Source organism: Paenibacillus algorifonticola, assembly GCF_000971975.1.
GTDB classification, from domain to species: Bacteria; Bacillota; Bacilli; order Paenibacillales; family Paenibacillaceae; genus Pristimantibacillus; species Pristimantibacillus algorifonticola.
In genome coordinates, this window is record NZ_LAQO01000049.1 from 22,195 (window position 1) to 45,990 (window position 23,796).

The 23,796-nt window shown below is 48.8% G+C and carries 20 protein-coding genes; 5 read left to right on the forward strand and 15 right to left on the reverse strand.

Annotated elements, in window-relative coordinates; all coding sequences use genetic code 11:
• Window positions 1–99: 99 nt before the first annotated feature.
• A complete protein-coding gene (locus tag WH37_RS30245; protein WP_052737340.1) occupies window positions 100–570 on the reverse strand; it encodes a MarR family winged helix-turn-helix transcriptional regulator in 471 nt (156 codons plus the stop codon).
• Window positions 571–796: 226 nt separating this feature from the next.
• On the opposite strand from WH37_RS30245, the gene ilvD reads away from it, so the two are divergent.
• Window positions 797–2,482 (forward strand): dihydroxy-acid dehydratase, encoded by a 1,686-nt coding sequence (gene ilvD / locus WH37_RS30250; protein ID WP_046234380.1) that lies wholly within the window; start codon window positions 797–799, stop codon window positions 2,480–2,482.
• A gap of 246 nt (window positions 2,483–2,728) precedes the next feature.
• Here ilvD and WH37_RS30255 read toward each other — a convergent pair whose 3' ends face one another.
• On the reverse strand, window positions 2,729–4,123 hold the full coding sequence (locus WH37_RS30255; protein ID WP_046234381.1) for a polysaccharide deacetylase family protein: 1,395 nt from the start codon (window positions 4,121–4,123) through the stop codon (window positions 2,729–2,731).
• Between the two features lie 168 nt (window positions 4,124–4,291).
• Here WH37_RS30255 and ytvI point away from each other — a divergent pair, with 168 nt between their 5' ends.
• Entirely contained in the window at window positions 4,292–5,437 is a 1,146-nt protein-coding gene (gene ytvI / locus WH37_RS30260; protein WP_046234382.1) for a sporulation integral membrane protein YtvI, read from the forward strand.
• Between the two features lie 8 nt (window positions 5,438–5,445).
• On the opposite strand, the gene WH37_RS30265 is transcribed toward ytvI, so the two are convergent.
• A complete protein-coding gene (locus WH37_RS30265) occupies window positions 5,446–7,278 on the reverse strand; it encodes a peptidoglycan D,D-transpeptidase FtsI family protein (RefSeq protein WP_231594437.1) in 1,833 nt (610 codons plus the stop codon).
• 177 nt (window positions 7,279–7,455) lie between these two features.
• Between WH37_RS30265 and WH37_RS30270 the strand changes: the two genes are divergently transcribed.
• Both WH37_RS30270 and WH37_RS30275 read left to right on the forward strand, forming a co-directional pair.
• Entirely contained in the window at window positions 7,456–8,415 is a 960-nt protein-coding gene (locus tag WH37_RS30270; RefSeq protein ID WP_046234384.1) for a phosphodiester glycosidase family protein, read from the forward strand.
• A gap of 5 nt (window positions 8,416–8,420) precedes the next feature.
• Window positions 8,421–9,434: a GtrA family protein gene (locus WH37_RS30275; protein ID WP_046234385.1), complete on the forward strand. Its 1,014-nt coding sequence runs from the start codon at window positions 8,421–8,423 to the stop codon at window positions 9,432–9,434.
• Between the two features lie 224 nt (window positions 9,435–9,658).
• Here the strand turns inward: WH37_RS30275 and WH37_RS30280 are convergent, their stop codons facing one another.
• The 10 genes from WH37_RS30280 to WH37_RS30325 form a co-directional block, all read right to left on the reverse strand.
• Complete coding sequence (locus tag WH37_RS30280; RefSeq protein WP_414812633.1) at window positions 9,659–11,725, reverse strand: methyl-accepting chemotaxis protein; 2,067 nt, start codon at window positions 11,723–11,725, stop codon at window positions 9,659–9,661.
• 362 nt (window positions 11,726–12,087) lie between these two features.
• Window positions 12,088–13,374 carry a peptidase U32 family protein gene (locus WH37_RS30285; protein WP_046234386.1) on the reverse strand — a complete coding sequence of 429 codons (1,287 nt, stop codon included), beginning with the start codon at window positions 13,372–13,374 and terminating at the stop codon, window positions 12,088–12,090.
• A gap of 26 nt (window positions 13,375–13,400) precedes the next feature.
• The gene (locus WH37_RS30290) at window positions 13,401–14,333 is read right to left on the reverse strand and encodes a peptidase U32 family protein (protein ID WP_046234387.1); all 933 of its coding nucleotides are present in this window, start codon (window positions 14,331–14,333) and stop codon (window positions 13,401–13,403) included.
• Between the two features lie 14 nt (window positions 14,334–14,347).
• Window positions 14,348–15,445, reverse strand: a complete 1,098-nt coding sequence (gene mltG, locus WH37_RS30295; RefSeq protein WP_046234388.1) for an endolytic transglycosylase MltG — start codon at window positions 15,443–15,445, stop codon at window positions 14,348–14,350.
• Between the two features lie 89 nt (window positions 15,446–15,534).
• On the reverse strand, window positions 15,535–15,849 hold the full coding sequence (locus tag WH37_RS30300) for a DUF1292 domain-containing protein (RefSeq protein ID WP_046234389.1): 315 nt from the start codon (window positions 15,847–15,849) through the stop codon (window positions 15,535–15,537).
• A complete protein-coding gene (locus WH37_RS30305; RefSeq protein ID WP_046234390.1) occupies window positions 15,849–16,145 on the reverse strand; it encodes a DUF1292 domain-containing protein in 297 nt (98 codons plus the stop codon). Before WH37_RS30305 ends, WH37_RS30300 begins: the two co-directional genes overlap by 1 nt.
• Before the next feature lie 45 nt (window positions 16,146–16,190).
• On the reverse strand, window positions 16,191–16,616 hold the full coding sequence (gene ruvX, locus WH37_RS30310) for a Holliday junction resolvase RuvX (RefSeq protein WP_046234391.1): 426 nt from the start codon (window positions 16,614–16,616) through the stop codon (window positions 16,191–16,193).
• 21 nt (window positions 16,617–16,637) lie between these two features.
• Window positions 16,638–16,901 carry an IreB family regulatory phosphoprotein gene (locus tag WH37_RS30315; protein ID WP_046234392.1) on the reverse strand — a complete coding sequence of 88 codons (264 nt, stop codon included), beginning with the start codon at window positions 16,899–16,901 and terminating at the stop codon, window positions 16,638–16,640.
• Between the two features lie 59 nt (window positions 16,902–16,960).
• Complete coding sequence (alaS, locus tag WH37_RS30320) at window positions 16,961–19,594, reverse strand: alanine--tRNA ligase (RefSeq protein WP_046234393.1); 2,634 nt, start codon at window positions 19,592–19,594, stop codon at window positions 16,961–16,963.
• Between the two features lie 498 nt (window positions 19,595–20,092).
• On the reverse strand, window positions 20,093–21,163 hold the full coding sequence (locus WH37_RS30325) for an AI-2E family transporter (RefSeq protein WP_046234394.1): 1,071 nt from the start codon (window positions 21,161–21,163) through the stop codon (window positions 20,093–20,095).
• Window positions 21,164–21,420: 257 nt separating this feature from the next.
• Here WH37_RS30325 and WH37_RS30330 point away from each other — a divergent pair, with 257 nt between their 5' ends.
• Entirely contained in the window at window positions 21,421–22,779 is a 1,359-nt protein-coding gene (locus tag WH37_RS30330) for an Nramp family divalent metal transporter (RefSeq protein ID WP_046234395.1), read from the forward strand.
• Between the two features lie 40 nt (window positions 22,780–22,819).
• Here WH37_RS30330 and WH37_RS30335 read toward each other — a convergent pair whose 3' ends face one another.
• Both WH37_RS30335 and WH37_RS30340 read right to left on the reverse strand, forming a co-directional pair.
• Window positions 22,820–23,260 (reverse strand): TlpA family protein disulfide reductase, encoded by a 441-nt coding sequence (locus WH37_RS30335; protein ID WP_046234396.1) that lies wholly within the window; start codon window positions 23,258–23,260, stop codon window positions 22,820–22,822.
• A gap of 19 nt (window positions 23,261–23,279) precedes the next feature.
• On the reverse strand, window positions 23,280–23,786 hold the full coding sequence (locus tag WH37_RS30340) for a HEAT repeat domain-containing protein (RefSeq protein WP_046234397.1): 507 nt from the start codon (window positions 23,784–23,786) through the stop codon (window positions 23,280–23,282).
• Between the last annotated feature and the right edge of the window lie 10 nt (window positions 23,787–23,796).

The window sequence follows — 23,796 nt, forward strand, 5'->3', positions numbered from 1 at the left end:
AGGGATTCCTTCGTGAAAACGAAGCGAATCCCTTTTTATGATAGGAACGCAGCGGAAGCTGACGGGCTAGAATGCGGAAGCACAAGCCCTTCAGCGCGGCTAAGCGTCGCTGTTGTCCTCGCGCTTGCGCTCCAAATTTTCACTCATTCTCATAAACATGCTGATGGTAATATCCATATCCTCCAGTGAAAAACCCTCGTAAAGCCTGAGCATTAAATCTTCGCGAACCCGCATAATGCCATCAACGAGCTTACGCCCTTCATCCGTTATCGTAAGCAGCACAATACGACGATCCTCTTCGCTGCGTTCGCGGTCGATATACCCAAAATTAATTAATCGGTCGGCGATTCCGGTGACGGCACCGCTCGTAATTTGCAGCAATTCCGCCATAACCGACGCTTTCTGCGGCCCATGCTCCGATAGCAGCAAAACCATCTTTGCATCCGTCATGCCAAGGCCTTGTACATTAAACCGGTTCCATTCTGCATGGATAAGCCGTCTAAGCTGGCGAAAGGCTTCGTCCATCTCACGCATTTTTTCTATTCTTTTCTCCGTATTTTCCTGATTCATTTATACCCCTCGCGATACTGGATTTCTTCACGGCTCAATGAAATATTTTTTTCACGCCATACGAAAACCACGTTAATTATACTTTTCCTACTACTATAGCGTGTTTTTCCTTGATAGCCAAGCCAGAAGCCGTTTTAAGCATATAAGTCCATCAACATTACTAGCCAATGCTTGTCCTCTGTGTTAAACTCAAAGGTATCGACTTTTCATACAGGAGGGAATTTTAATGGCACCTAAGAAGATGCGTTCAGACATGATAAAAAAAGGATTTGACCGTGCACCCCACCGCAGTTTGCTGCGTGCAGCGGGAGTAGCGGAGGAAGATTTCGACAAGCCCTTTATTGCTGTTTGTAATTCCTATATTGATATTGTACCTGGTCACGTTCATTTGCAGGAATTCGGCAAGCTGGTTAAGCAAGCGATTCGCGATGCTGGCGGCGTTCCTTTCGAATTCAACACCATTGGCGTTGATGACGGTATCGCAATGGGACATATCGGCATGCGCTACTCGCTGGCGAGCCGTGAAATTATTGCCGACTCCGTGGAAACCGTTGTAAATGCGCACTGGTTCGACGGCATGGTCTGCATTCCTAACTGTGATAAAATTACACCGGGCATGATGATGGGCGCGCTTCGCGTCAACATCCCGACGCTGTTTGTCAGCGGCGGACCGATGAAAGCGGGTAAAACATCCGACGGCCGTTCGATCTCGCTCTCCAGCGTTTTTGAAGGCGTTGGCGCTTACCAAGCAGGCATCATCGATGATAAGGGCTTGCTGGAGCTTGAACAGTTCGGCTGTCCGACTTGCGGCTCTTGCTCAGGCATGTTCACTGCCAACTCGATGAACTGTCTTGCTGAAGGCCTTGGCCTCGCGCTTCCAGGAAACGGTACGATTCTTGCCGTAGCACCTGAGCGTAAGGAATTCGTTAAGCAATCGGCTACTCAACTGATGAAGCTGATTGAGCTTGGCATTAAGCCTCGCGACATCGTAACGAAAGATACGATTGATAATGCTTTTGCCCTTGATATGGCAATGGGCGGTTCCACCAATACCGTTCTTCACACCCTTGCACTTGCACATGAAGCAGGCATTGACTACCCAATTGAGCGCATCAACGAAATTGCTGAGCGCGTGCCGCATTTGGCTAAAATCGCTCCGGCTTCCGACTATCATATCGAAGATGTGCATCTTGCTGGCGGCGTAAGCGCCGTATTGAATGAAATGTTCAAAAAAGAAGGCACTCTGCACGGCGATTGCATCACTGTAACGGGCAAGACGCTTCGCGAAAACGTAGAGGGCTGTGAAATTCAAAATACCGACGTTATTCGGACAATTGATAATCCGCATAGTGAGCGTGGCGGACTTGCTGTACTGTTCGGCAACCTCGCTCCAGGCGGCGCAATTATTAAAGTCGGCGCGATCGACAAATCGGTTAACGGCTATCATAAAGGTCCTGCTATTTGCTTTGATTCCCAGGATGAAGCTCTTGCTGGCATCGCTAACGGCAAAGTTAAAGAAGGACATGTTGTTATTATTCGTTATGAAGGACCTAAAGGCGGACCTGGCATGCCGGAAATGCTGGCTCCAACTTCGCAAATCGCTGGTATGGGCCTTGGCGCTAAAGTCGGTCTCGTAACCGATGGACGCTTCTCAGGCGCATCCCGCGGCATCAGTATCGGTCACGTTTCACCGGAAGCGGCTGAAGGCGGACCAATCGCTTTCGTTCAGGACGGCGATATCGTTGAGCTGGATATGAACAACCGTGGAATGAACGTTTTGATCAGCGACGAGGAGTTCGAGAAACGCCGTGCCGCATGGCCGGGCTTCGAACCAAAAATCAAACGCGGCTACCTTGCGCGTTATTCTCACCTCGTTACAAACGCCAGCCGTGGCGGCGTAATGAAAATGTAGCATGACACCAAGCAGCGCTTCGGCGCTGCTTTTCTTTTTGCCCCTATGTAAATGAAAAAACAAAAAAGCACGCTTATCCGCGTTAACCGCGAACAAGCGTGCTTTTTGTATGGTCATACCTCTTTCAACATTCGATAAACGAATGAATAGACGGGTCGTTCATAACGATCGTACAGCTCAAGCGCCAATGCATCCTGCCGTGCGATTTAAAACTCCGGCTGCCTGTAAACAGGCGCCGGAGCCCGATTATACGGCAGAGGTGCTGCCCTTCACGGGAACAGAATCCCCTGCAGCAGATGGCGCCGACTGCAAGCTCGCCTCTTGGCCTATGCTTGCCCGCAGCAGCGCTGCGTGCGTATTTTGATAAGCTTGTATTTTGCTCATTGGCATTAACAGCATACACGGATCAATCGCTTTCCTGCGCTCCTTGCTTTTCGCATTCCTTTGTTTCTTCGTCAACACGCGCATAAGCAGCCGCAAATAAATTCGGGTCGTGCGAGCAAATAAACCGCTAGGCAAAGGGAACACCTCAAAACCAAGCCGATCCGCCCCCCGATGAATCATTGTAACGCCATATATCGCCTTCGCATCCACTGCCTCAGGATCATGCGCCAATTGGCTGGCAAGCATAGGCAATGCAGCTTCTACTTCCCGCAGCATCCTGATTCCAGCAGCCAGTGGCGAAGCTGCTTCTGCAGCAATGCCGGACAGCTTGCGGTTGTCAAAATGCAGCTCCACAACGCGGTCTCCCTTGTTTAAACGTCCACCCTCTGCAAGCTCAATAGGGTGGCCGCTGTAGGAAATCGTTCGATAATGGAACGCCGGTGATTCTTCCCCTACCTGCTTAAGATGAAACAGGAGATGGAATAAACGCTCATATTGCAGCCATAGCGTTATAAGTGATTTTTTCCACCAAGACAGCTGACGCTCCTTGGCCTGCTCTGTCAGCTTAATCATTTCTTCAATCGCAACAAAACGATAACCTTGCTTAGAGCCTTCCTGCAAATAGGCCTCAAGAGCGACCAGCATATTAGCAGGAGCCTCATGATGGGCACCAGGCGTTTGCCCGCAATCATGGAGCAGCAGCACCTCGCCGGGGCGAAGCTTCTTTAGCATTTTTCGCTTAAGGCGCTCCGCTCCCAGTCTCTTGTTCCAATCGCCGAACATCGACGACCATAATACAATTTGCAAATGTCCAATACCAGCAAAATCAAACACATTGATAATGCCCCAAGGAGGCCGATAATAATTGGAACGGCTCCCCGTCGCCTCTCGTATTATTTCGCATGTACGCTCGATCTGACGCTTGACGGACCTTGGCCGCATGAACCAATTCGTCTTATGCACATAATTGTGTATGCCAAGCGTATGGCCTTCCTCATGTATTTTGCGTAATAGCTCCGGCTGCGCTTCGCCATGTGCGCCAACGATGAAAAAAGTCGCTTTCGCATCATAGCGAGCCAGCAACTCCAGCAGCTTTGGCGTATAGACGGCATCCGGGCCATCGTCAAAGGTAAGGGCAATTTCCTTCTTTACCAGGCCTTTCTTAAATACTCGAAATCCGAAAGTACGGCTGATAAAAGCAGGGAGGAAAGCGTAGAACGAGAAAAAATAAAGAGTCCAGACAACAAGGTTCTCCATATATGTTTTCCCCACCGTTATTAATATTTTTAGCTGCATGAAATCGGCGATAAACCAACAACGATAACTTTAATTGTATCATATGGCTACAAAAAATAGGCATCAAAATTAAAATTATAGTACAATCAAATCGAGATATATGAATTTGGAAAAGAGAGGTTTTCAGCTATGCTACCCTTTTACAAAAAATATTGGCGAACCGCATTCGACATTGCCCTGATCGCGCTAACGGTTTATTTAATTATGCTTGCCTTTAGTCATTTTTATCGTTTGGCTACACCTATCATTTTCTCCTTCGTTATTTTTATGTGTATTGAGCCGCTGGCACGCAGGCTGAACAACATTGGCATAAAAAAATCCATCGCTTCAGGCATATCGATTTTATTGTTTTCCATCCTTATTCTATCCGTCTTCTCCGGACTCGGTTACATTATTTCGAAGCAGGGCTCCGAGTTTCTGGACAAGCTGCCGGAATATCAGGCCATTCTCAAGGAGCAGGTAGAACGCAACACTACACAGGTGCAAAATAAAATTCAGGCCCTTCCGCCTGAGCTCGTCGCACAAATTACAGAATACATCCAGGGCGCTGCCGAATATGTGCCGAATTTGGTTAAAGCGATCTTTGCCGGAACTGTCGGCTACGTCTCCTCGTTTTCCAGCTTTATGTTTAATTTTCTGGTCGGTATTATATTAGCTTATTTCCTTAGTATCGAAATTAATGACTGGAAAAAAACAGCGGCGGATAAAACGCCAAAAACGTTTAAAAAAGCCTTTTTCTTTTTGCGTGAAAATGTATTAAAGGGCATTTCCGGCTACCTGAAGGCGCAAGCCAAGATGATTACGATTACGTTTTTCGTCATCTTCATCTCGCTGCTGCTGCTCGGTGTCAAAAATGCCCTTGTAGTCGCTGTAATCTCCGCTATTTTTGATGTGCTGCCGCTGCTGGGGGTAGGAACGATCTTTATTCCTTGGATCATTTATTTGTTTATCGTGGGGCATACTTCGCTTGCGGTATGGCTGTCCGTCCTGTATATCGTTGTTGTGCTGGCGAGACAGCTATTGGAGCCAAAAATTACCGGAGATACGCTCGGCGTATCTGCCTTTACGATGCTGGCATTTATGATTATTTCGCTCAAGCTGTTCGGCATTGCTGGCGTCATTTTATCGCCCGTGCTCATTATTTTGCTCAAAACCTTGTATGACCAAGGCTTCTTCCATCGCTGGATCAGAGCGCCGCAAGGCGAATTCGACAGCCAGGTGCCGCCTCCAGGAGCTGGAGGCACAGGCAACCCGCCAGCTCCTCCAAACGTTTAAAATTCGTTTTAACGCTCCGCTATAATATCCATAACGCCGCGAAACAGCTTCGTCGCCTGATTGCTTGTACCGGGACTTCGGTTCTCAGCAAGCACGGCGACGGCGTATCGCGGCGTATTTGTCGGTCCGTAGCCGATGAACCACTGGTGGACGCGCTCCTTGCCGTTCAGCAGCGTCTGTGCCGTACCGGACTTCCCGGCAATTGGCCATACGCCCTCGCGAATAGAGCGTCCCGTTCCACGCTGGGTGACCGCCTTCATCCCTTCGAGCAGCGTGCCCGCGGTTCTGACATGTATCGGCGTTCCCGCCTGCCGAGCTTGCATAGGCTTCAGCTCCACCATCAGCTGTCCGTTTGCATAACGAATTTCACTCACTATTCGCGGCTCCAGCCGCTGACCGCCATGCAAAATCGTCACTACCAGATTCGCCGCCTGCAGCGGGGTCATCCTCACATCCCTTTGGCCGATTCCGCTTTGGGCCATAATGCCCCCGTCTACTTCAAGGGTAGGCTTGTCCTTCAATTGCTGCCAGATGCTTGTAGCAAACAACTGCCCGCTCTCCTCCTCGCCCAGCAGCCGCAAACGTCCGGCAAACGGGCCAAATGCGGATTCGGCATGCCAGCCAGCCGGATCACCGATGCCAAGCGCAGCCGCCGTCTGATACAGCTGATAGCCGCTCAGCCGCTCGGCAAGCGTCGCAAACACAATATTGCAGGACTGGGCTAACCCTTCCTCAAGCGTTAGCTTTCCATGTCCATCCTGCTTCCAGCACGTTAAACCATATTTCCCATACTGCCCGCTGCATGTGAACACTTCTTTTTCGTCCGTGACACCCGCCTCAAGCGCCGCCGCTTCCGTTACGAGCTTAAAAATCGAACCCGGGGCAACCGCGTGGAGCGCATGATTGGACCAATCGGTTTCCTCATTCCGATCCAGCTGCTGCGGATTCATCTGCGGTCTCGATACCATGCTGACGATATCCGCATTTTGCACATCCAGCACGACGATTGCTCCAGCTTTCAAGCCATTTGCATCCGCATAAAGCTCGAGCTGCTGCTGGAGCTTTAAATCGAGCGTCGTCTTTACTTTCAGCGGATAATAGACGCTATCCGGCTGAAAAACCCGCAGGCCCAGCCCCTGAAGCGGATGGCGCTGCCCATCGAGAAAAAAGGATACCGACGTTGGCCCGTTGCCCCGGAGCAGCGTATCCAGCGATTTTTCAAGTCCAGCACCACCGATTTCATCTGTCAGCTTGCGCTTGCCTGACGCCAGCTCCGCCCCATAAGCCTGCTCCAGCCATTCTGGGTGCTGGCTTATAAAGCCAATGGCTTGTCTGGCATTAAGCTGCGGCAAATACCGATTATGATAAGGAAGCACCTTGACACCATTTATATGGAGCTGCGCAAGTCCTGTTAGCTGGTTGGCCGATAGACTCAAAGGCGCCTTCTGCCCTTCCTCCCGCCAAAAATCGGCCCCCTTCAGCGAGTCCCATTTTTCCACTAACTGCTCGTAGGACACATGCAATAGCTTCGCCAGCTTGCGCAGCTCTGCCGCTTCTCCCCGTGCCTTGCTCTCCACTGGAAACAGCGCCAATGCAGAATAGCTTTCCCCCGTAATCGCCCGCCCATAACGATCAATAAAATCGCCGCGTCCTGAATCGAGCACCAAATTTCGCTGCCGCTGAATAGCCGCCTTTTGCTTCCAGTCAGTATGCTTGCCAAGCATTGGTGCAGCAGGCTGCGCCAAGCTTGGCACCAGTTGCAGCGTCGCCAGCCTGATCATATAACCTGCCATTAAAACCGTTAAAAGTATTGCTACAATTGCTGCACGTCGCCTGATCATTTCCACGGCCCCCTTCCCTCTCAGTATGGCCTTAATGCCATCTCGTAAACGGAGTCGCCCTTTCCTCATGCTCTCCAACACTCACTTCAGTTGCCCCAAAAAATAGTTCAGTTTCATTTAAGGTACCCCAAGTATGATAACCCTCAAGAACTTACACGAAGAGGTGATGCTTCTATTATGAGGACGCACAAGAAGGCAACCAAAAAAACGAAACGGATATGGATGATTGCAACGATCGTAACGCTCTTAGGCCTTGGCTCATTGACATATGGTCTCGCAGACCGTTATTTGATCAAGCACGTCGAAGTCGTCGTAACAGACAATGCCGCAACATCCAATAGCTCAAGCGATGCAGCTTCTACAACGACTGAAGTTCAAGCAACGTCAGATGACTGGAACTACACCAGCGACGATATCCAAATCAAAATCAACCAGGTGCAGACAGGCTCTGGCTCAGACCTGATTACGTATTTTGTCGCAGATGTCACCGTTAATGATGCCAGCAGCCTGCGCTCTGCATTCGCCGAAAACAGCTTTGGAACGAATATTGTGGAAAATACGTCGGACATCGCTTCCAGCAATAATGCCATTTTTGCAATCAACGGCGATTATTATGGTTTCCGTGATGACGGCGTCATTATTCGCAACGGCACCGTGTACCGCGATGATCCGGTGCGGGATGCGCTGGCACTGCTGGATGATGGAACAATCCAAACTTATGATGAAACAGAGATTTCCTCGTCTGATCTGCTTGCAGACGGCGTCACCAATACTTTGTCATTCGGGCCCATACTGATTCAAGACGGCAAAATCACAAGTGATTTCAGCAATGTCAAAATCGATACCAATTTCGGAAACCGCTCGATTCAAAATGCGAATCCGAGAACCGCGATCGGAATGATCGCTCCAAACCATTATGTGTTTGTCGTCGTAGACGGGCGGAAGGAAGGATACAGCCGCGGAATGACACTGACCGAGCTTGCCGAAGTCATGGCTGGCCTTGGGGCTACAGAAGCTTACAATTTGGATGGCGGAGGTTCATCTACGATGTATTTCATGGGCAGAGTTGTCAACAACCCGCTTGGTAAAAACCAAGAGCGGGGCGTCAGCGACATACTTTATATCAAAGAGGAGTAACCATCATGACTATATTAATTCCGGCCTATGAGCCTGATAATCGACTGCTTGATTTAATTGAACAGCTGCATGCGTTCCAGCTTGAGCCCATCGTCATTGTAGATGACGGAAGCGGGCCAAGCTACCGCGAAATTTTCGAAGCGGCTGAAGCCTCAGGCTGTATCCTTCTGACCCACGAGGTCAACCTTGGGAAAGGGCGTGCCTTGAAAACAGGGTTCGGCTATATACAAGAAGCCGGTTTGCCGGGCCATGTCGTCTGTGCGGATAGTGATGGGCAGCATCTGCCTCATGACATTAAGCGGATTTTTGAAAAGCTGCTCAGTCAGACAACGCCAGGCATTGTGCTGGGCAGCCGCCGTTTTAGCGGAACCATTCCACTGCGCAGCCGCTTCGGCAACTCGGTCACTCGGGCAGTCTTCTCCCTCACTACTGGCACTAAAATTTATGATACGCAGACCGGTTTGCGCGGCTTTTCACTTTCAATGCTGGACTGGCTGTGCCAGATTCCTGGCGAACGATTCGAATATGAAATGAACATGCTGCTGACTGCCCACCGAGATGGGTATAAAATTACTGAGGAATATATCGACACGGTATATTTGGATCATAATAAATCTTCCCATTTTCGTCCGCTGATCGACTCTTTCCGAATTTATTTGCCAATTTTAATGTTCAGCACGTCTTCCCTGCTGTCGGCGTTACTCGACTTCACGCTCTTGTTCCTTATTCAAGGCATTAGCCACAACCTGTTCTTGTCTGTCGTAGCAGCAAGATTATGCAGCTCCATCTTCAACTATACAATGAACAGAAAGTACGTGTTCACGGGCGGCAAAGTATCCAAAGTTCACCAATCGTTGCCTAAATATTTTTTGCTGGTCATCCTTGTGCTGCTATTGAATTATGGATTACTTTATTTTTATAATGAAACGCTGATTATTCCCCTTGTTATCGCCAAATTGCTGACCGAGGCATCCATTTTCCTATTCAGTTATTGGGCCCAACGCAAATATGTGTATTAGAGTGAAAACGGGCTTCACTGCATGAAAAGCTTGGCTTCCGATCGCCATTACCCTTGCATTTCTTCTAATAAGCCTCTAAATGTAAAAATGCAAGGGTAAAAGCGAACGCTGACGCTTCTCCAGCACAACCTTTTCATTCCGTTACGCATTTTTCACCTTAATTTAAAAAAAAGCCGTTTGAACAAGGGAAGCACCCCGTTCAAACGGCTGAATGAAAGTCGATATTATTCGATTTTGAATTTCGAGAGCGAATCTTTCAGCTCGCGCGATACGCTGCCCAGCTCTTCCGACAAGTTGACGAGACCGTCACTAATGCTAAGCTGCTCGCTGCTGAGGGAAGCCACCTCTTCCGATGTTGCGGAAGACTGCTGCGCTACTGCGCTGACATTCGTCATCGCCTCGGACAATACTTCCTGCGACTTGTCCAGCTCGCCGATAGAATCCGTAACTGAATCCAGCTTGTGTACAAACTGCACCATTTGCTCCTGAACGCCTACGAAAATATCCGTCGCCTGCTTCACAGAAACAATTTGTTCTTGGAATAAAGGATAAGCATCCGACAATACGCTAACCGTATTGTCAATTTCCTCCTGGATTTTTTCCGTGATTTGTCCTACGATATCAATCGATTGACGGGATTGATCGGCCAGCTTGCGAATTTCATCGGCAACGACCATAAAGCCTTTGCCCGCTGCACCTGCACGCGCCGCTTCAATCGCTGCATTCAGGGATAGAATGTTTGTCTGCTTCGTCAAATTGTTCAATACATCCAATATTTTCACGATAGAGCCTGTGCTGTCTTTGAGGCTGTCTACCTTTTCAACCATAGAACGAGTCATTTGCTCGGTCTGTCCAGTCTTGTGGCTCAGCTCGCCCATATAGGCCGCTCCACGCTCACTTGCCTTCTCTACCTCACCAGCTGCACGCACAATCTCTGCATTCGCCTGCTTCACCGTTTCCATTTGCGTCGAAATATTGCCGCTTAAATCGCTGCCGCGCTCTGCTTCAACAGCAAGGCTTGAGGCGCCATTTGCGATTTCTTCGGTTGCAACCGATATTTCCCGTGAAGAGATAGCTGTCTTCCGTGATACATCCGTCAGCTCGCCTGCAGTATGCAGAACAGTATCCGCAGACTGCGTAGCCTGCTTCGCCAATTGGGTAATTTGCGTCATCATATCGTTAAAGCTGTCGCTCAGCTCACCGATTTCATCGGAACGTTTCCGAATAGCAGAACGAACCGTCAAATTGCCCCGTTGCCCCTCGTTCATCAAATTGCGCAAGTTCGTTAGTGGCTGTGCAATCGTTCTAATAACGAGGAAGCCGATCGCAATCGCGATGAATACAGCTACAATCGCGGTAATAATCGTCATATTGCGAATAACCTTTGCATCCTCCACCAACGTATCTACCGGAATGAGACCCAGCAGCTTCCAATCAACGGAATCAAATGTTTTGTAGACCGTCAGCATAGATTCGCCATCGCTAGTTTCCAGCTTTTTCGATCCTTCTACTGCAGCGTCGCCTTCTGTTGGCAGCGCGACTGGAGCTGGCTTGCCAATTAGGTCGTTGTTAGGGGCCGAAATATAGTTATTTTGACCATCTACGATCGAAAGCTCACTGCCTAGTCCCAAGGATACCTCCTTGAATCTTTCCTGGACGCTTACCAAATTAATTTCAATCAGCAGCATATAGGAAACCTCATTAAGCGTGCTATCCTTCAAAAGACGGCTGATGCCAATTGTTGGCGCACCGTTCGCACCGCCAAAGCCTTTCGGCTGGGTCTCAATCCATAATGCCTTGCCGTTCGACTCTTGGACCTTCCCAAACCATTCTTCTTTCTTCATCGCATCGGATGCAACAGAGGAAGCATTTCCTGCTGTTACAACGGGCAGCTTGTCATCCAGCGGCAGCAAATAGAGCGCCTTAATGCTGGAGTTTCCAAGCACGTAATCCTGCATTTTGTTTGACAGCTCGCGGCTTGCTTCAAATCTCGTATAATCGTCTTCGCCATCGCGCATTTTGCCGATCAGCGTATGCAAGTCTTTGTTAATCAAAATTTGCATCGTCATCTCTTCATAGTTGTCCAAAATAATATTCAAGTTCGTCGTTACCTGGCTGACCGTCTGAAAGCTGGCCCCGGAAACTTTCCGTTCGACAATCGTTTTCGTTTGTGAATATGAAATTAGACCTACTGCCAGAACGCAGGTTACGATGCTGGCAAATATAATTAAAAATAGCTTCGTTCCTACCGATTTATTAACCTGGTTCAGCTTCATTTCCTTCGACAGCATAATAAGCTGCTTGGATGAGCTTTTCCCATACTTGCCTGTCTTCGAAGCTAGTTTTTTCATAATCGGCTTAGATCCGCTCCAGAAACGGGAAAGGGCTTTCATAGTTTTTCCTGCTTCTGCTTTTTTCATTGTAATTTTCTTCGACTGAGTTTTGTCCTCATTTTTTTTCAATGATGACACCGCCTTTTTTATTTGTTACAGACTAGGTCTCTAGAAGCGTTCAATATGTTGTCAATGAATCCTTGTACTCTCTTTTCTTATGTAGCCCCTAATTCTATATATCGGTTTTCATATCACAAATAATTAATAAATAATAAAAAAAACACTGCTTTCGAAAAACGAAAACAGTGTCGTAGTTCTAGTTATTTTTTTATCATTAGTTTACGCAGCATATCCATTGGTTCAACAGGAGCAAGCGTCCTAATATGGATGCGCTGAAGCGGGTGCCTTGCAGCATCCAGCTCTTGTCCCTTGTCATCGGTCATCTGCGTAATCGTCTGCTTGAAGAAGCGGCCGCCGGGTCCTACAAACTCGACTTCCTGTCCCAGTTTGAAGTAATTGCGCTGTTGCACAACCGCAATTCCAGTCTCTTCGTTGTATTCCAAAACAACTCCGGCAAAATCATAAGGGGCTGGCTTATCTTCCGGCTCATAAATATGATCCTCTGCCCCCGGTGTATCGAGGAAAAATCCCGTGTTGAGCGGACGGTTCGCCGCTTTGAAAATTTCATCCAGCCATTCTTGCTTCAGTACGAAATTTTCCGGATCTTCAAAATAGGAATCAATCGCCTGACGATACACATTTACAACAGTAGCAACATAATGAATGCTCTTCATGCGGCCTTCAATTTTGAAGCTGTCTACGCCAACATCAATCAGCTCCGGCAAATATTCAATCATGCACAGGTCTTTAGAGCCCATCGTGAATTGATCTTCGCCTTCGGGATACATCGGCATATCATCAACGAACAAATCGTATTTCCAGCGGCACGACTGCGAGCAGCCTCCACGGTTGGAGTCCCGATCGGTGAAGTGATTGCTGAGTACACAGCGGCCAGAAAATGAAGAACACATCGCGCCATGAATAAAGGCTTCAATTTCAATATCGACATGCTTTTTGATTTCTGCGATTTCTTCAAAGCTCGTTTCTCTGGCAAGAACGACGCGCGGCAATCCTTCTTCCTTCCAAAACTGTACCGCCTGCCAGTTGAGCGTTGATTGCTGAGTGCTCAGATGCGCTTCCAGCTTAGGAGCTACTCGCGCAGCCGTCTCAATAATAATCGGGTCAGCTACGATAATCGCTGAAATGCCGACTTCCTCCAAATTGCGCAAATACTCCTCAAGCCCGCCGATGTCCTCATTATGTGCGTAAATATTCGTAGCAACGAACACCTTCGCACCATAGCGATTGGCAAACTCGACGCCTTCTCGCATTTCCTCAAAGCTGAAATTGCCTGCGTTGGAACGAAGGCCGTATTTTTGTCCGCCAATGTATACAGCGTCTGCGCCATAATGGATGGCGAATTTCAACTTTTCCAAATTGCCTGCCGGGGCAAGCAGCTCGGGACGATCGAGTCTATGGCGTTTCCCCTGATAGCGGGTTTTCACCGAGCTCGTCGCCCCTGAATACGTGCTTTCTGCGACTGTCATAGTTGCTGCACCTCCTGCTCTATTACTCAATACACCTGTTCTTTATAAAAGAAACCAAAGCTCAGCTCACGCTTCTGATCTTGCGCTTCTGTAATCGGCTCCAGCCACTCATCCTGAAAACGATAGCCTTCCGGATCAGCCATATAAGCGTCAATGACGTTGCGATAAGCCCGCACTGCGATTTCATTGTATTCCACCGACTTGAGCAGCCCTTCAATCTTCAAGCTCTCCACGCCGATTTCCATCAGCTCATGCAAGTTTTCCAGCATGCAAATATCATCCGAGCTCAAAATATGCGTGCCGTTGGCATCCTCATAAATAGGGAACCGCTCGTCTTTGCGCTCAGCCTCCATCACGTACAGTCCTTGCTCCTTGCTGGCGCTGCCAAGCTTGCCGGAGTCTTCCTGATGATCCAAATAGCTGTTGACGAGCGAACGCTTGGAATGATAAATATTCGTCAAGCCATGAACCTGCACCTCGATTGGCATCGTAGAGTTTTCTTTGATTTCAATGACCTGCTCCATATTCAGCTCGCGGGCGAGCACGAACCGCGTAGCGCCGCGTTTTCTCCAATATTCAGCAGTCGCATAGTTCGTTGACGTCATCTCGGCATTCCAATGCAGCGGCATATTAGGAGCAGCACTCCGTGCAGCCATTAATACAGCCGGGTCACCAAACATAACGCCGTTTACCCCAGCTTCAGCCAGTGCCTGCAAATAACTAGGCAAAGACTCAACGACTTTATTTTCGATCAAATTATTTACCGATACATAAATGTTTACGCCCTGAGGCGCCGCCAGCTTCACGGCTTGCTTGATCATATCCAGATCAAATTGTCCTGCAAGCCGCATGCCGTAGCGAGCTTCTCCAATCAGGAAAGCATCAGCTCCGGCAGCAATCAGGCGCTCCAGCTCTTCCAAAGATGAAGCTGTTGTTAATAATTCGGGCTTTACAGCCATGTTCCTTACACTCCTTACTTAGACTGCGCAGTCTTGTTGCTGTTAGCAATATTATTGTTATGCTCGCTAAAGGTTTTAGCAAACAGATGCTGTCCCGTTCCATCTTTCTTCGTTACATAGAAAAAATATTCCGTATCCTGCGGATAAAGCGCCGCTTTGATCGAGCTAAGGCTTGGTGCCGCAATCGGTCCCGGCGGGAGCCCATCTACCAAATAGGTGTTATAAGGGCTGTCTACTTTGAGATCCTTATTATACAAGCGTTCCTTCGGCTTATCCAGTGCGTATTGCACCGTTGCATCAATCTGAAGCTTCATCGGCTTGTTCAGGCGATTATATATAACGCTCGCAACTGTCGCACGCTCCTCGTCAACGACCACCTCACGCTCGACCAGTGAAGCAATCGTAAGCAGCTGATGAATCGTCAGCTTGCGTTTTTCCAGTTGAATGGTCCAATCCTTCGGAAGCTGGGCAAGCTTGACATCAAGCTCGGAAATCATACGGTTTAATATTTCCTGCTCCGTACTGCCCTTCTTCATTTCATACGTTTCCGGAAACAAATACCCTTCCAGCCGGTGGTGCAGCTTGGCATCAGCCGAAATTTCATTGACCGCCTCCGCATTGCTCCACGTTTGCTGTTTATCGGCCAGCTCCAAAAATTTATCCTTGTCGATCAGCTTCTCTTCCGCCAGCTTATCGGCAATTTGCAGCACCGTAAGTCCCTCAGGAATCGTAAACCGGATCGTCTCCTGCTTGACCGTGCTGCCGCTGTTCAGCATAGCAATGACATCTGCCTTATCCATGCCGGGATTCATCGAATACGTGCCCGCCTGGAATTTGCCGCCTTCTTTCTCCAGCTTCAAATAATATTTAAAGATCAGGGCATTTTTAATAATCCCTTCCTCTTGAAGCACATCGGAAATTTGGCTAGCTGAGGCGCTGTTTGGAATAACAATCTGCTTGGCCTCTGCCGTCTTGGTTGGTTCTAATTGAAGCCACACATAAATAAATGCGCCGCCCACCACTGTAGTAATAACGCCTAAAATGCTTAAAAATACGTAAAAAGCGATACGAACCTTGCTAGGCCTAGGTGACTGCCTCTTTGCGTTGTCCAACCTGCTTTCCTCCTAATTCCCCAATACGTCGAGAAAAAGAGCGGTGTGCACCGCTCTTTTTCTCGATGTATACGTATAATAAAGCTTGCTTAAGGTCGCTCATCGCCAGCAAATAACAAATCGTCATAAGCCTCGGACGCCAGTTCCCATTCTTCATCATCCTCAATCGTTTCCAGCTCCGGCTCTTCGCCAGCACCGCCAATGACGCGGAAAAGCTCCACTTCATCCTCGCCCTTCATCGCTTCCGACTGGAGCGCAGCATAAACGTAGGAGCCGAGCCTAAACTCCGCCTTGATGACGAATGTTTCCATAACGCCGCCGCCCGCAAGCAGCTCGATTTGAGGACCGAAGGCTTCCCGCAGCCGCTCAAGCGGCTGCGGGATCAGTACCTCGCCTTGATCCATTAATTTTCTTCCTCCAATTCGCCGAGCAGCGTATTAAACGTCTCCTCCACGATGTTCCATTCTTCTTCGTCTTCAATCGTGTACAGCTTGAGATCGTCTCCATCTTCCTCATAGCGGAAGGCGTAAACCTCATCTTCCTCTTCGCTCTCACCAACGAGCGGAACGACCATCATATATTTCTGATCAGAGCCATCCACTTCAAACTTCATGATGACTTCGAATTCTTCTTCATTGCCGTCTTCATCCGGAATATAAATAATTTCCGGCTCTTCGAACTGCATATCATCCTTTGTCATCTTAACCCTCACCTTTTCGTTTTGTGCATTGCGCCGAATCAGCTTCTACTCGTTTCGACGCAAGCCCTTAGAATCGAGATAATTTTGTAAAATGAGCGTTGCCGCCATTTTGTCCACTACCAGCTTTCGCTTCTTACGGCTGACATCCGCTTCTATGAGAGTACGCTCTGCGGCTACAGTAGTCAACCGTTCGTCCCAAAGGTGAACAGGCAAGTGTAGTTTCTGTCGAAGCTGCTCTGCAAATTCAATGCTAATTTCGCCTCGCGGACCGATGGTGTTATTCATATTCTTCGGAAGTCCCAAGACGATCTCACTAACCTCATACTGCTGCGCCAATTCGGCGAGCCGATCCAATTCACCATTGTCACGGCGCTTCTTCACGACCTCGACCCCTTGCGCAGTCCAGCCAAAAGGATCGCTTACCGCAACACCAATGTTGCGATCGCCGTAATCGAGTCCCATTGTTCTCATTGCTTGTCCGGCTCCTGACTATTATGTTTTCTTATTGTTCAAATAAAACCGGACAAGCTCTTCAATGAGTTCATCGCGTTCCTTCTTGCGAATCAGGCTCCTGGCGTTGTTGTGCCGCGGAATATAAGCGGGATCACCGGAGAGCAAATAGCCTACAATCTGATTAATCGGATTGTACTCTTTCTCCAGAAGTGCCTCATGAACAGTAAGCAAAATGTCCTGTGAGGAGGTTTCCAAACTTTCCGGCAACACATCAAACTTCATCGTTTTATCCATGGAACTCATCGCCAGCACCTCGCTTTCCAACTACATTTCAATGAGATTACTATCGATACACATTTCCATCATATCACATTTGCTTGGGCGAGAACCAGTTCTTCCGCAAGTTTCAGTGCTTCTTCCAATTTGGAAGCATCTTTGCCGCCTGCCTGCGCCATATCAGGACGGCCACCGCCGCTGCCGCCACATACTGCTGCTGCTTCTTTAATTATTTTGCCAGCGTGAAGACCTTTCTTCACTAGATCCGCCGATACCGACGCTACGAGGCTAACTTTATCCTCCTGTACAGCGCCAAGAATAATGACTGCCGAAGGCAGCTTAAGCTTCAGCTCATCAGAAATGCCGCGCAGCGCATCCATAGATGGCGCATTTACTTGAGCGCTTAGCACAGTAATTTCGCCGACCTGCTTCGCTTGCTGCTCAAGTGAGCCTGCTTCGATCCTGCTCAGCTTCGCTTGCAGTGATTCATTCTCGCGGCCAAGCTCCTTCACCTGCACATGCAGCGCTTCAATACGCTTAGGTACATCCCCATTGCTCGATTTCAGCAATGCTGCTGCTTGCCCCAGCAAATCAAGCTGGCTTTCTGTATAGCTGTAAGCATGGCGGCCTGTAACAGCTTCAATCCGGCGCACGCCGGAGCCAATTCCGCTTTCGCTGACCAGCTTGAACACGCCGATTTGCGAAGTGCTGGCTACGTGGCAGCCGCCGCATAGCTCAAGGCTGTAGTCGCCGACTTGCACGACGCGGACGACATCGCCATATTTTTCACCAAACAATGCCATTGCGCCCATTTCCTTCGCTTCTGCAAGCGACTTGTTCGTAATGGTCACATCGGTGCTGTTCCAAATTTGCTCATTTACACGGCGCTCGATTTCTACAAGCTCCTCATCGGTAATGCTGCCAAAATGGGAGAAGTCAAAACGCAAACGCTCCGCCTCAACAAGGGAACCAGCCTGATTGACATGAGTACCTAGCACTTCCTTGAGCGCTTTATGAAGCAAATGGGTCGCCGTGTGGTTTTTAATGACGTCCTCACGAACCGCTTTCGCTACAGCTGCCTGTACTTTCTCGCCCGTCTTCACTGTGCCTGATACAACGAGCGCATGATGCACGCTTTGGCCATGCGGCGCTTTCGTCACATCTTTCACTTGCAGCGAGAAGCCTTGGCCCGAAATAATGCCGCGGTCGCCAATTTGTCCACCGCTCTCTGCATAAAACGGGGTGCGGTCAAGCAGCACAAACACTTCGCTGCCTTCGCTTGCGCTGTCAATCAGCGCATCCTCTTGCACAATTGCCGTAATTGTTGATTCAATTACCAATTCATTATAGCCAACAAATTCGCTTTTAACCGTGAATTCGCCAAGTGCGCCACCTTGAATCTTCATGCCGCCTGTATCCTGACGAGCTGCCCGCGCCCGCTCACGCTGCGCTTCCATGGCTGCGTCAAAGCCTGCACGGTCAACAGTCAAGCCATTTTCCGCTGCAAAATCCTCAGTCAGGTCAAACGGGAAGCCATACGTGTCATACAGACGGAATGCATCCTCACCGCCGATTTCCTTGCCGCCTGCTGTGCGCGCCGTGTCTACCAGCGTCGTGAGCAAAGCCAGCCCATCGGATAGCGTCTCGTGGAAACGTTCTTCCTCTGTACGGATAACCTTCTCAATAAATTCGCGTTTGGACACAACCTCGTCGTAGTATACGCCCATCACTTCGCCAACAGTAGCGGTCAGCTCATGCAGGAATGGACGGTCGATGCCGATCGTTTTTCCGTAACGAACCGCTCTGCGGAGCAAACGGCGGATAATGTAGCCGCGTCCTTCATTAGAAGGCATAACGCCGTCGCCTACAGCGAAAGCAACCGTACGAATATGGTCGGCGATTACTTTCAGCGCCACATCATGCTCATCGTTCACATGATATTGTACGCCAGCAAGCTCACACGTACGCTCGATAATTGGCATGAACAGATCGGTATCAAAGTTCGAATCTACGTCCTGCAAAATCGAAGCGAAACGCTCCAGGCCTGCGCCTGTATCGATGTTTTTGTTTGGAAGCGGCGTATAGCTGCCGTCCTTGTTATGGTTGAACTGCGAGAATACGAGGTTCCATACTTCCAGAAAACGCTCGTTTTCGCCGCCCGGCCAGCATTCTGGATCGTTCAAATCGCCGTATTTGTCGCCGCGGTCATAGAAAATTTCCGTACATGGTCCGCATGGGCCTTCGCCGATATCCCAGAAGTTTTCATCCAGCTTGTAGATGCGCTCCTCTGGCAGGCCGATTTTTTTATTCCAGAACTCGTAAGCTTCCTCATCCTCCGGGTAAACCGTGACCGAAAGGCGCTCTGGATCGAAGCCGATCCACTCCTTGCCCGTTAGAAACTCCCAAGCCCAAGTAATCGCTTCTTCCTTGAAATAATCGCCGATGGAGAAATTGCCGAGCATTTCGAAAAACGTATGGTGGCGGCGCGTTTTGCCGACATTTTCGATATCGTTGGTGCGAATGCACTTCTGCGAATTCGTAATCCGTGGATTTTCCGGAATGACACGTCCGTCAAAATAAGCTTTCAGCGGCGCCATGCCTGCGTTAATCCATAGCAGCGATGGATCGTTGTGCGGCACGAGCGATGCGCTCGGCTCGATAGTATGTCCTTTGCTTTCGAAAAAAGCAAGCCATTTTGCCCGAATTTCACTAGCCTTCATAGTTGATACGCCTCCAATAAGTTTCGTTATTTGCGCCTGCATTTTGTGGCCAAACCTGCTTTAAAACAGCAAAAAGTCCCTGTCAGTTATGACAGGGACGAAAACTCGCGGTACCACCCTGGTTATCGCCGGCATCAGCCTTGCCCTATTATCTAGCGGCACAGCAATGCAGCAGCAATCTCCTCGTATGGACGATAACGGGTCCTCCCGGTGAAGTTCATTCACACTCCGAAAGCAGCTTTCAGCCATCCTTCGCCATAAAAGCTCTTGCAGCCAACGCCGGATAACGGCGAAGAAGCTTCCTCTCTGATTGACGGTCTATAGCTTACTTCCTTTTCATCAACGATTTCCATTTAAAATATAAGAATTTATAAGTTTTGCACTTATACATAGGCTTATATTTCTCCGACAAAGCTCTTCGCTCGTCCCAGAAGGACGACGAAGTCGTTTTTGCTTGAGTTGTACTAAAAATGAGTATATCGGCAGCAAGGCCCGCTGTCAAATAATCTTTCGCCGCACATAATAAGCAAACATATGCTGGACGATGACCTTTAGCGCCGCGAAAATCGGAACGGCGAGAATCATACCCGCCACACCAGCCACCTCTCCTCCAACCAGCAGGGCGAAAATAATCGCCAGCGGATGCATATGCAGCGTCCTCCCCACCACCTGCGGGGAAATGATGTTGCCCTCTAAAATTTGGCAAAGCGTATTGATCACCGCGACGAGAATCATCATTTTGACCGATATGGTCGAGGCCATTAGAATCGCTGGAATTGCCCCCAGAAACGGGCCCAAGTAAGGAATAATGTTCGTAATCGCTACAATGCCGGCAAGCAGCAGCGCATATTCCATTCCAATGATCGTATAGCCGGTATAGGCGAGCACGCCGACGATCAGACAGACGAGGAACTGCCCGCGTATGTAGCTGCCGAGCGCCGAGTCAATATCCTTCATCAGCCGAACCGTATTTTGACGATGCGATTTAGGCACATACATAATGATCGTCCGCTCGAACACCTCAAAGTCTTTCAAGATGTAGAACGCTAGAAACGGCACAATAAACGCAATAAACACCGTATTCAGCACTGAGCCAATATTATTGATAAAATGGATCAGCGTTTCCGACAGCTTCCGCTCCATATGTAGCAGCGACTGGTTCATGCCATCGCGCAGGCTGTCCGGCAGAAACGACGTATTGTTAATGTCCGACACCAAGCTTTGCGCCTTCATCGTCAGATCCGGAACCCGCTCATTCAGCTCCTGCACCTGCATCGCCAGCATCGGAATAACATTGACCAGCAGCACCGTCAGCGCCGTGAAAAATACCGTATAGATGAGCAGTACAGCCATCGTTCGCGGAACTTTACGTTCATGCAGCATCGTAACAACCGGATTCAGCACGTAGGAAATAATCATGGCTACGATAAATGGCGCAAGTATCGCCTTCAGAAAAAAATAAATATGCATAAACATCGGCTTGACCAATATGAGCAAATAAAGCGCCAGCAAGCCTAGAATCACATAGACCAACCACACAAACAGACGGCTTTTTGTGAACCGTTCCACTTTCCCTCACCCCCGCTCGCTTACCAGATAGGCCCATAGGCCAATCTGCTACAGTATATGTACAAGCGGGGAAAATCATCCATGCTGAATGGGAAAGGTAACTTTAAGGGTCATACACTAAGTACAAGGGATTTTAAAAAAACTTTAGCACTTAACATTTTTCATTGACAAAAATGTTTCCCAGGAGCAATATTGTTTCATGGCACAAACAAATGCATCAGCTCCGACATCTGAGCGTAAACGAAAGAAGGGTTTTTATGAGCACACAGTCCGATCAACTGGATAAAAAGTCTGGCTGGCTCCGCGCGAGTGGAAGTGTCAGCCTTGAAGAGGTTAACTCCTCTATTCATATACCGAAAAATGCAAGCGGCTTTCGCAAATTTCTCGCCTTCGCTGGCCCCGGCATGCTGGTCGCCGTTGGATATATTGATCCCGGCAACTGGGCAACGTCTATAGCAGGCGGCGCAAGATTCGGCTATACGCTGCTTGCCGTTATTCTTATCGCCAATTTAATTGCGATTTTGCTGCAAAATCTGTCTGCAAGGCTCGGCATCGTTACCGGCCGCGATCTTGCACAAGCGACCCGCGACTCCGTCGGCATGAAAGGCGCTGTCATCCTATGGCTGCTCGCCGAGCTTGCCATTATCGCAACCGATCTTGCCGAGGTTATCGGCTCCGCCATTGCGCTGAATTTGCTATTTGGCCTTCCCTTAATAGGCGGCATTCTCATTACGACGCTAGATGTATTTTTGCTGCTGCTATTGCAGAAGAAAGGGTTTCGACTGATTGAATCGCTCATTATTGTACTGATGGCTACAATATTCGGGGTTTTTGTGTTCGAGGTCATTATTTCGCGGCCGGATATATCAGCGGTGCTTTCCGGCTATGTGCCAAAGTTTGAAATTGTGAGCAGCCCGGCTATGCTCTTCGTATCCCTTGGCATCCTTGGCGCAACGGTCATGCCGCATAATCTGTATTTGCATTCCTCCATCATACAAACGAGAAAATTTGAACGGACGGAAAAAGGACGGCGGGAAGCGATTAAATATTCCCAATGGGATTCCGGCGTTTCGCTAACGATAGCTTTTCTGATTAACTCGAGCATTTTGATTTTGGGAGCTGCGGCCTTTTATGGAACGGGCTTGAATGTAACGGAAATCGAAGGTGCCTATCAGCTGCTTAGCCCGACGCTTGGCGTCAGCATTGCCAGCACCTTATTCGCCGTTGCTTTGCTCGCATCAGGCCAAAGCTCGACGATTACGGGGACTTTAACGGGGCAAATCGTAATGGAAGGTTTTATTAAATTTTCGATCCCGCCTTGGCTGCGCCGTATTGTGACCCGTCTGCTGGCTGTCATCCCTGCGCTGATCGTCACTTGGCTGTTCGGCACGCGCGGAACGGGAGAACTGCTGCTGTGGAGCCAAGTCGTTCTCAGCTTGCAGCTTCCCTTCGCGATTATTCCGCTCGTGCTGTTCACAAGCAGCCGAACCAAAATGGGCGTGTTCGCCAACAAGCCCTGGGTCAAAGTGCTCGCTTGGCTGTGCGTCGGCATCATTACGGCGCTTAATCTATTCCTTGTGCTGTATTTGTTCGTTACCGGGCATGAGCTCGGCTAACCGTTATTTATCTTCTTTAGTTAAATCCTATTTGAGCAGCCTATTCGTGTATCAGGCTGCTCAAATAGGATTTTATATTTCCGATTCCCACTTTAGAACTGACCAACTTGCCTTGTGCATCGTATAAATAAAATGAGGGAAGTACCTCACTTTCATATAGAGAAATCCATCTATGTTCATTATCAAGCAGCACAGGTCCATTGATTCCAAGCTTCCCTACGACTTCATGTACCTTTTCGCGATCTAAATCTGAGTCGCTAATCGGCACATGAATGGATACAAGCTGAAACAAAGACGCATTATCCTGATGCATCTGTAAAATATCTGGAATAATCTCTTTACAATAGCCACAGCTGATTGACCATAAATAAACAAAAAGCTTTTTGTCACCCTCTGACTCATCGCTTCTGTAGCTGCAGTTCAACCAGTTTACTTCATCCTCCCATTCCCATTTCGGGCTATGTGCCACCGCTGCATCCACTGTACTCCCTCCTTAAACATTAGGATTGGATTTTTCGAGCCAAAACCTTTGCAAGCGCTTCTTCCGCAGCAAACGCCTCTATCGGGCTATCAGGCTGTTCCCGGTGCTGCTTTAAACATTCAATCGCTTGTTCGTCTACCTGTCCCGGATCTAGAAAGGACATTGCCCAAGCTGCCCAGAACTGCGCTTTACGATTGTCCACATGAAGAAGCTTCAGTAAAGGAGAAATACTTTCACTTCCAATTCTTGTTAATGTTAGAGCGGAAGCCATTCTGAGCTGTTCATTGCTCTCAAGCAAAAGTGCTGCCACCTGTTCAGCGCTGCCTGCAGCTTCATAGCCAATTTCCCCCAACACGACAACAATCATCGTGCGTATGGAATCATCCGCCGACTTCAATTGCTCCAGAAGCGCTGGAATAACTTGTCCCCCTTGATTTTTCAATATCTGCAGTGCCCCCATTGCCTCACTAGTATCTGAGCTGCCAAGCTTCATAATCTGGACATCTACTGGCTTCAAATCTGACATAATCACATCT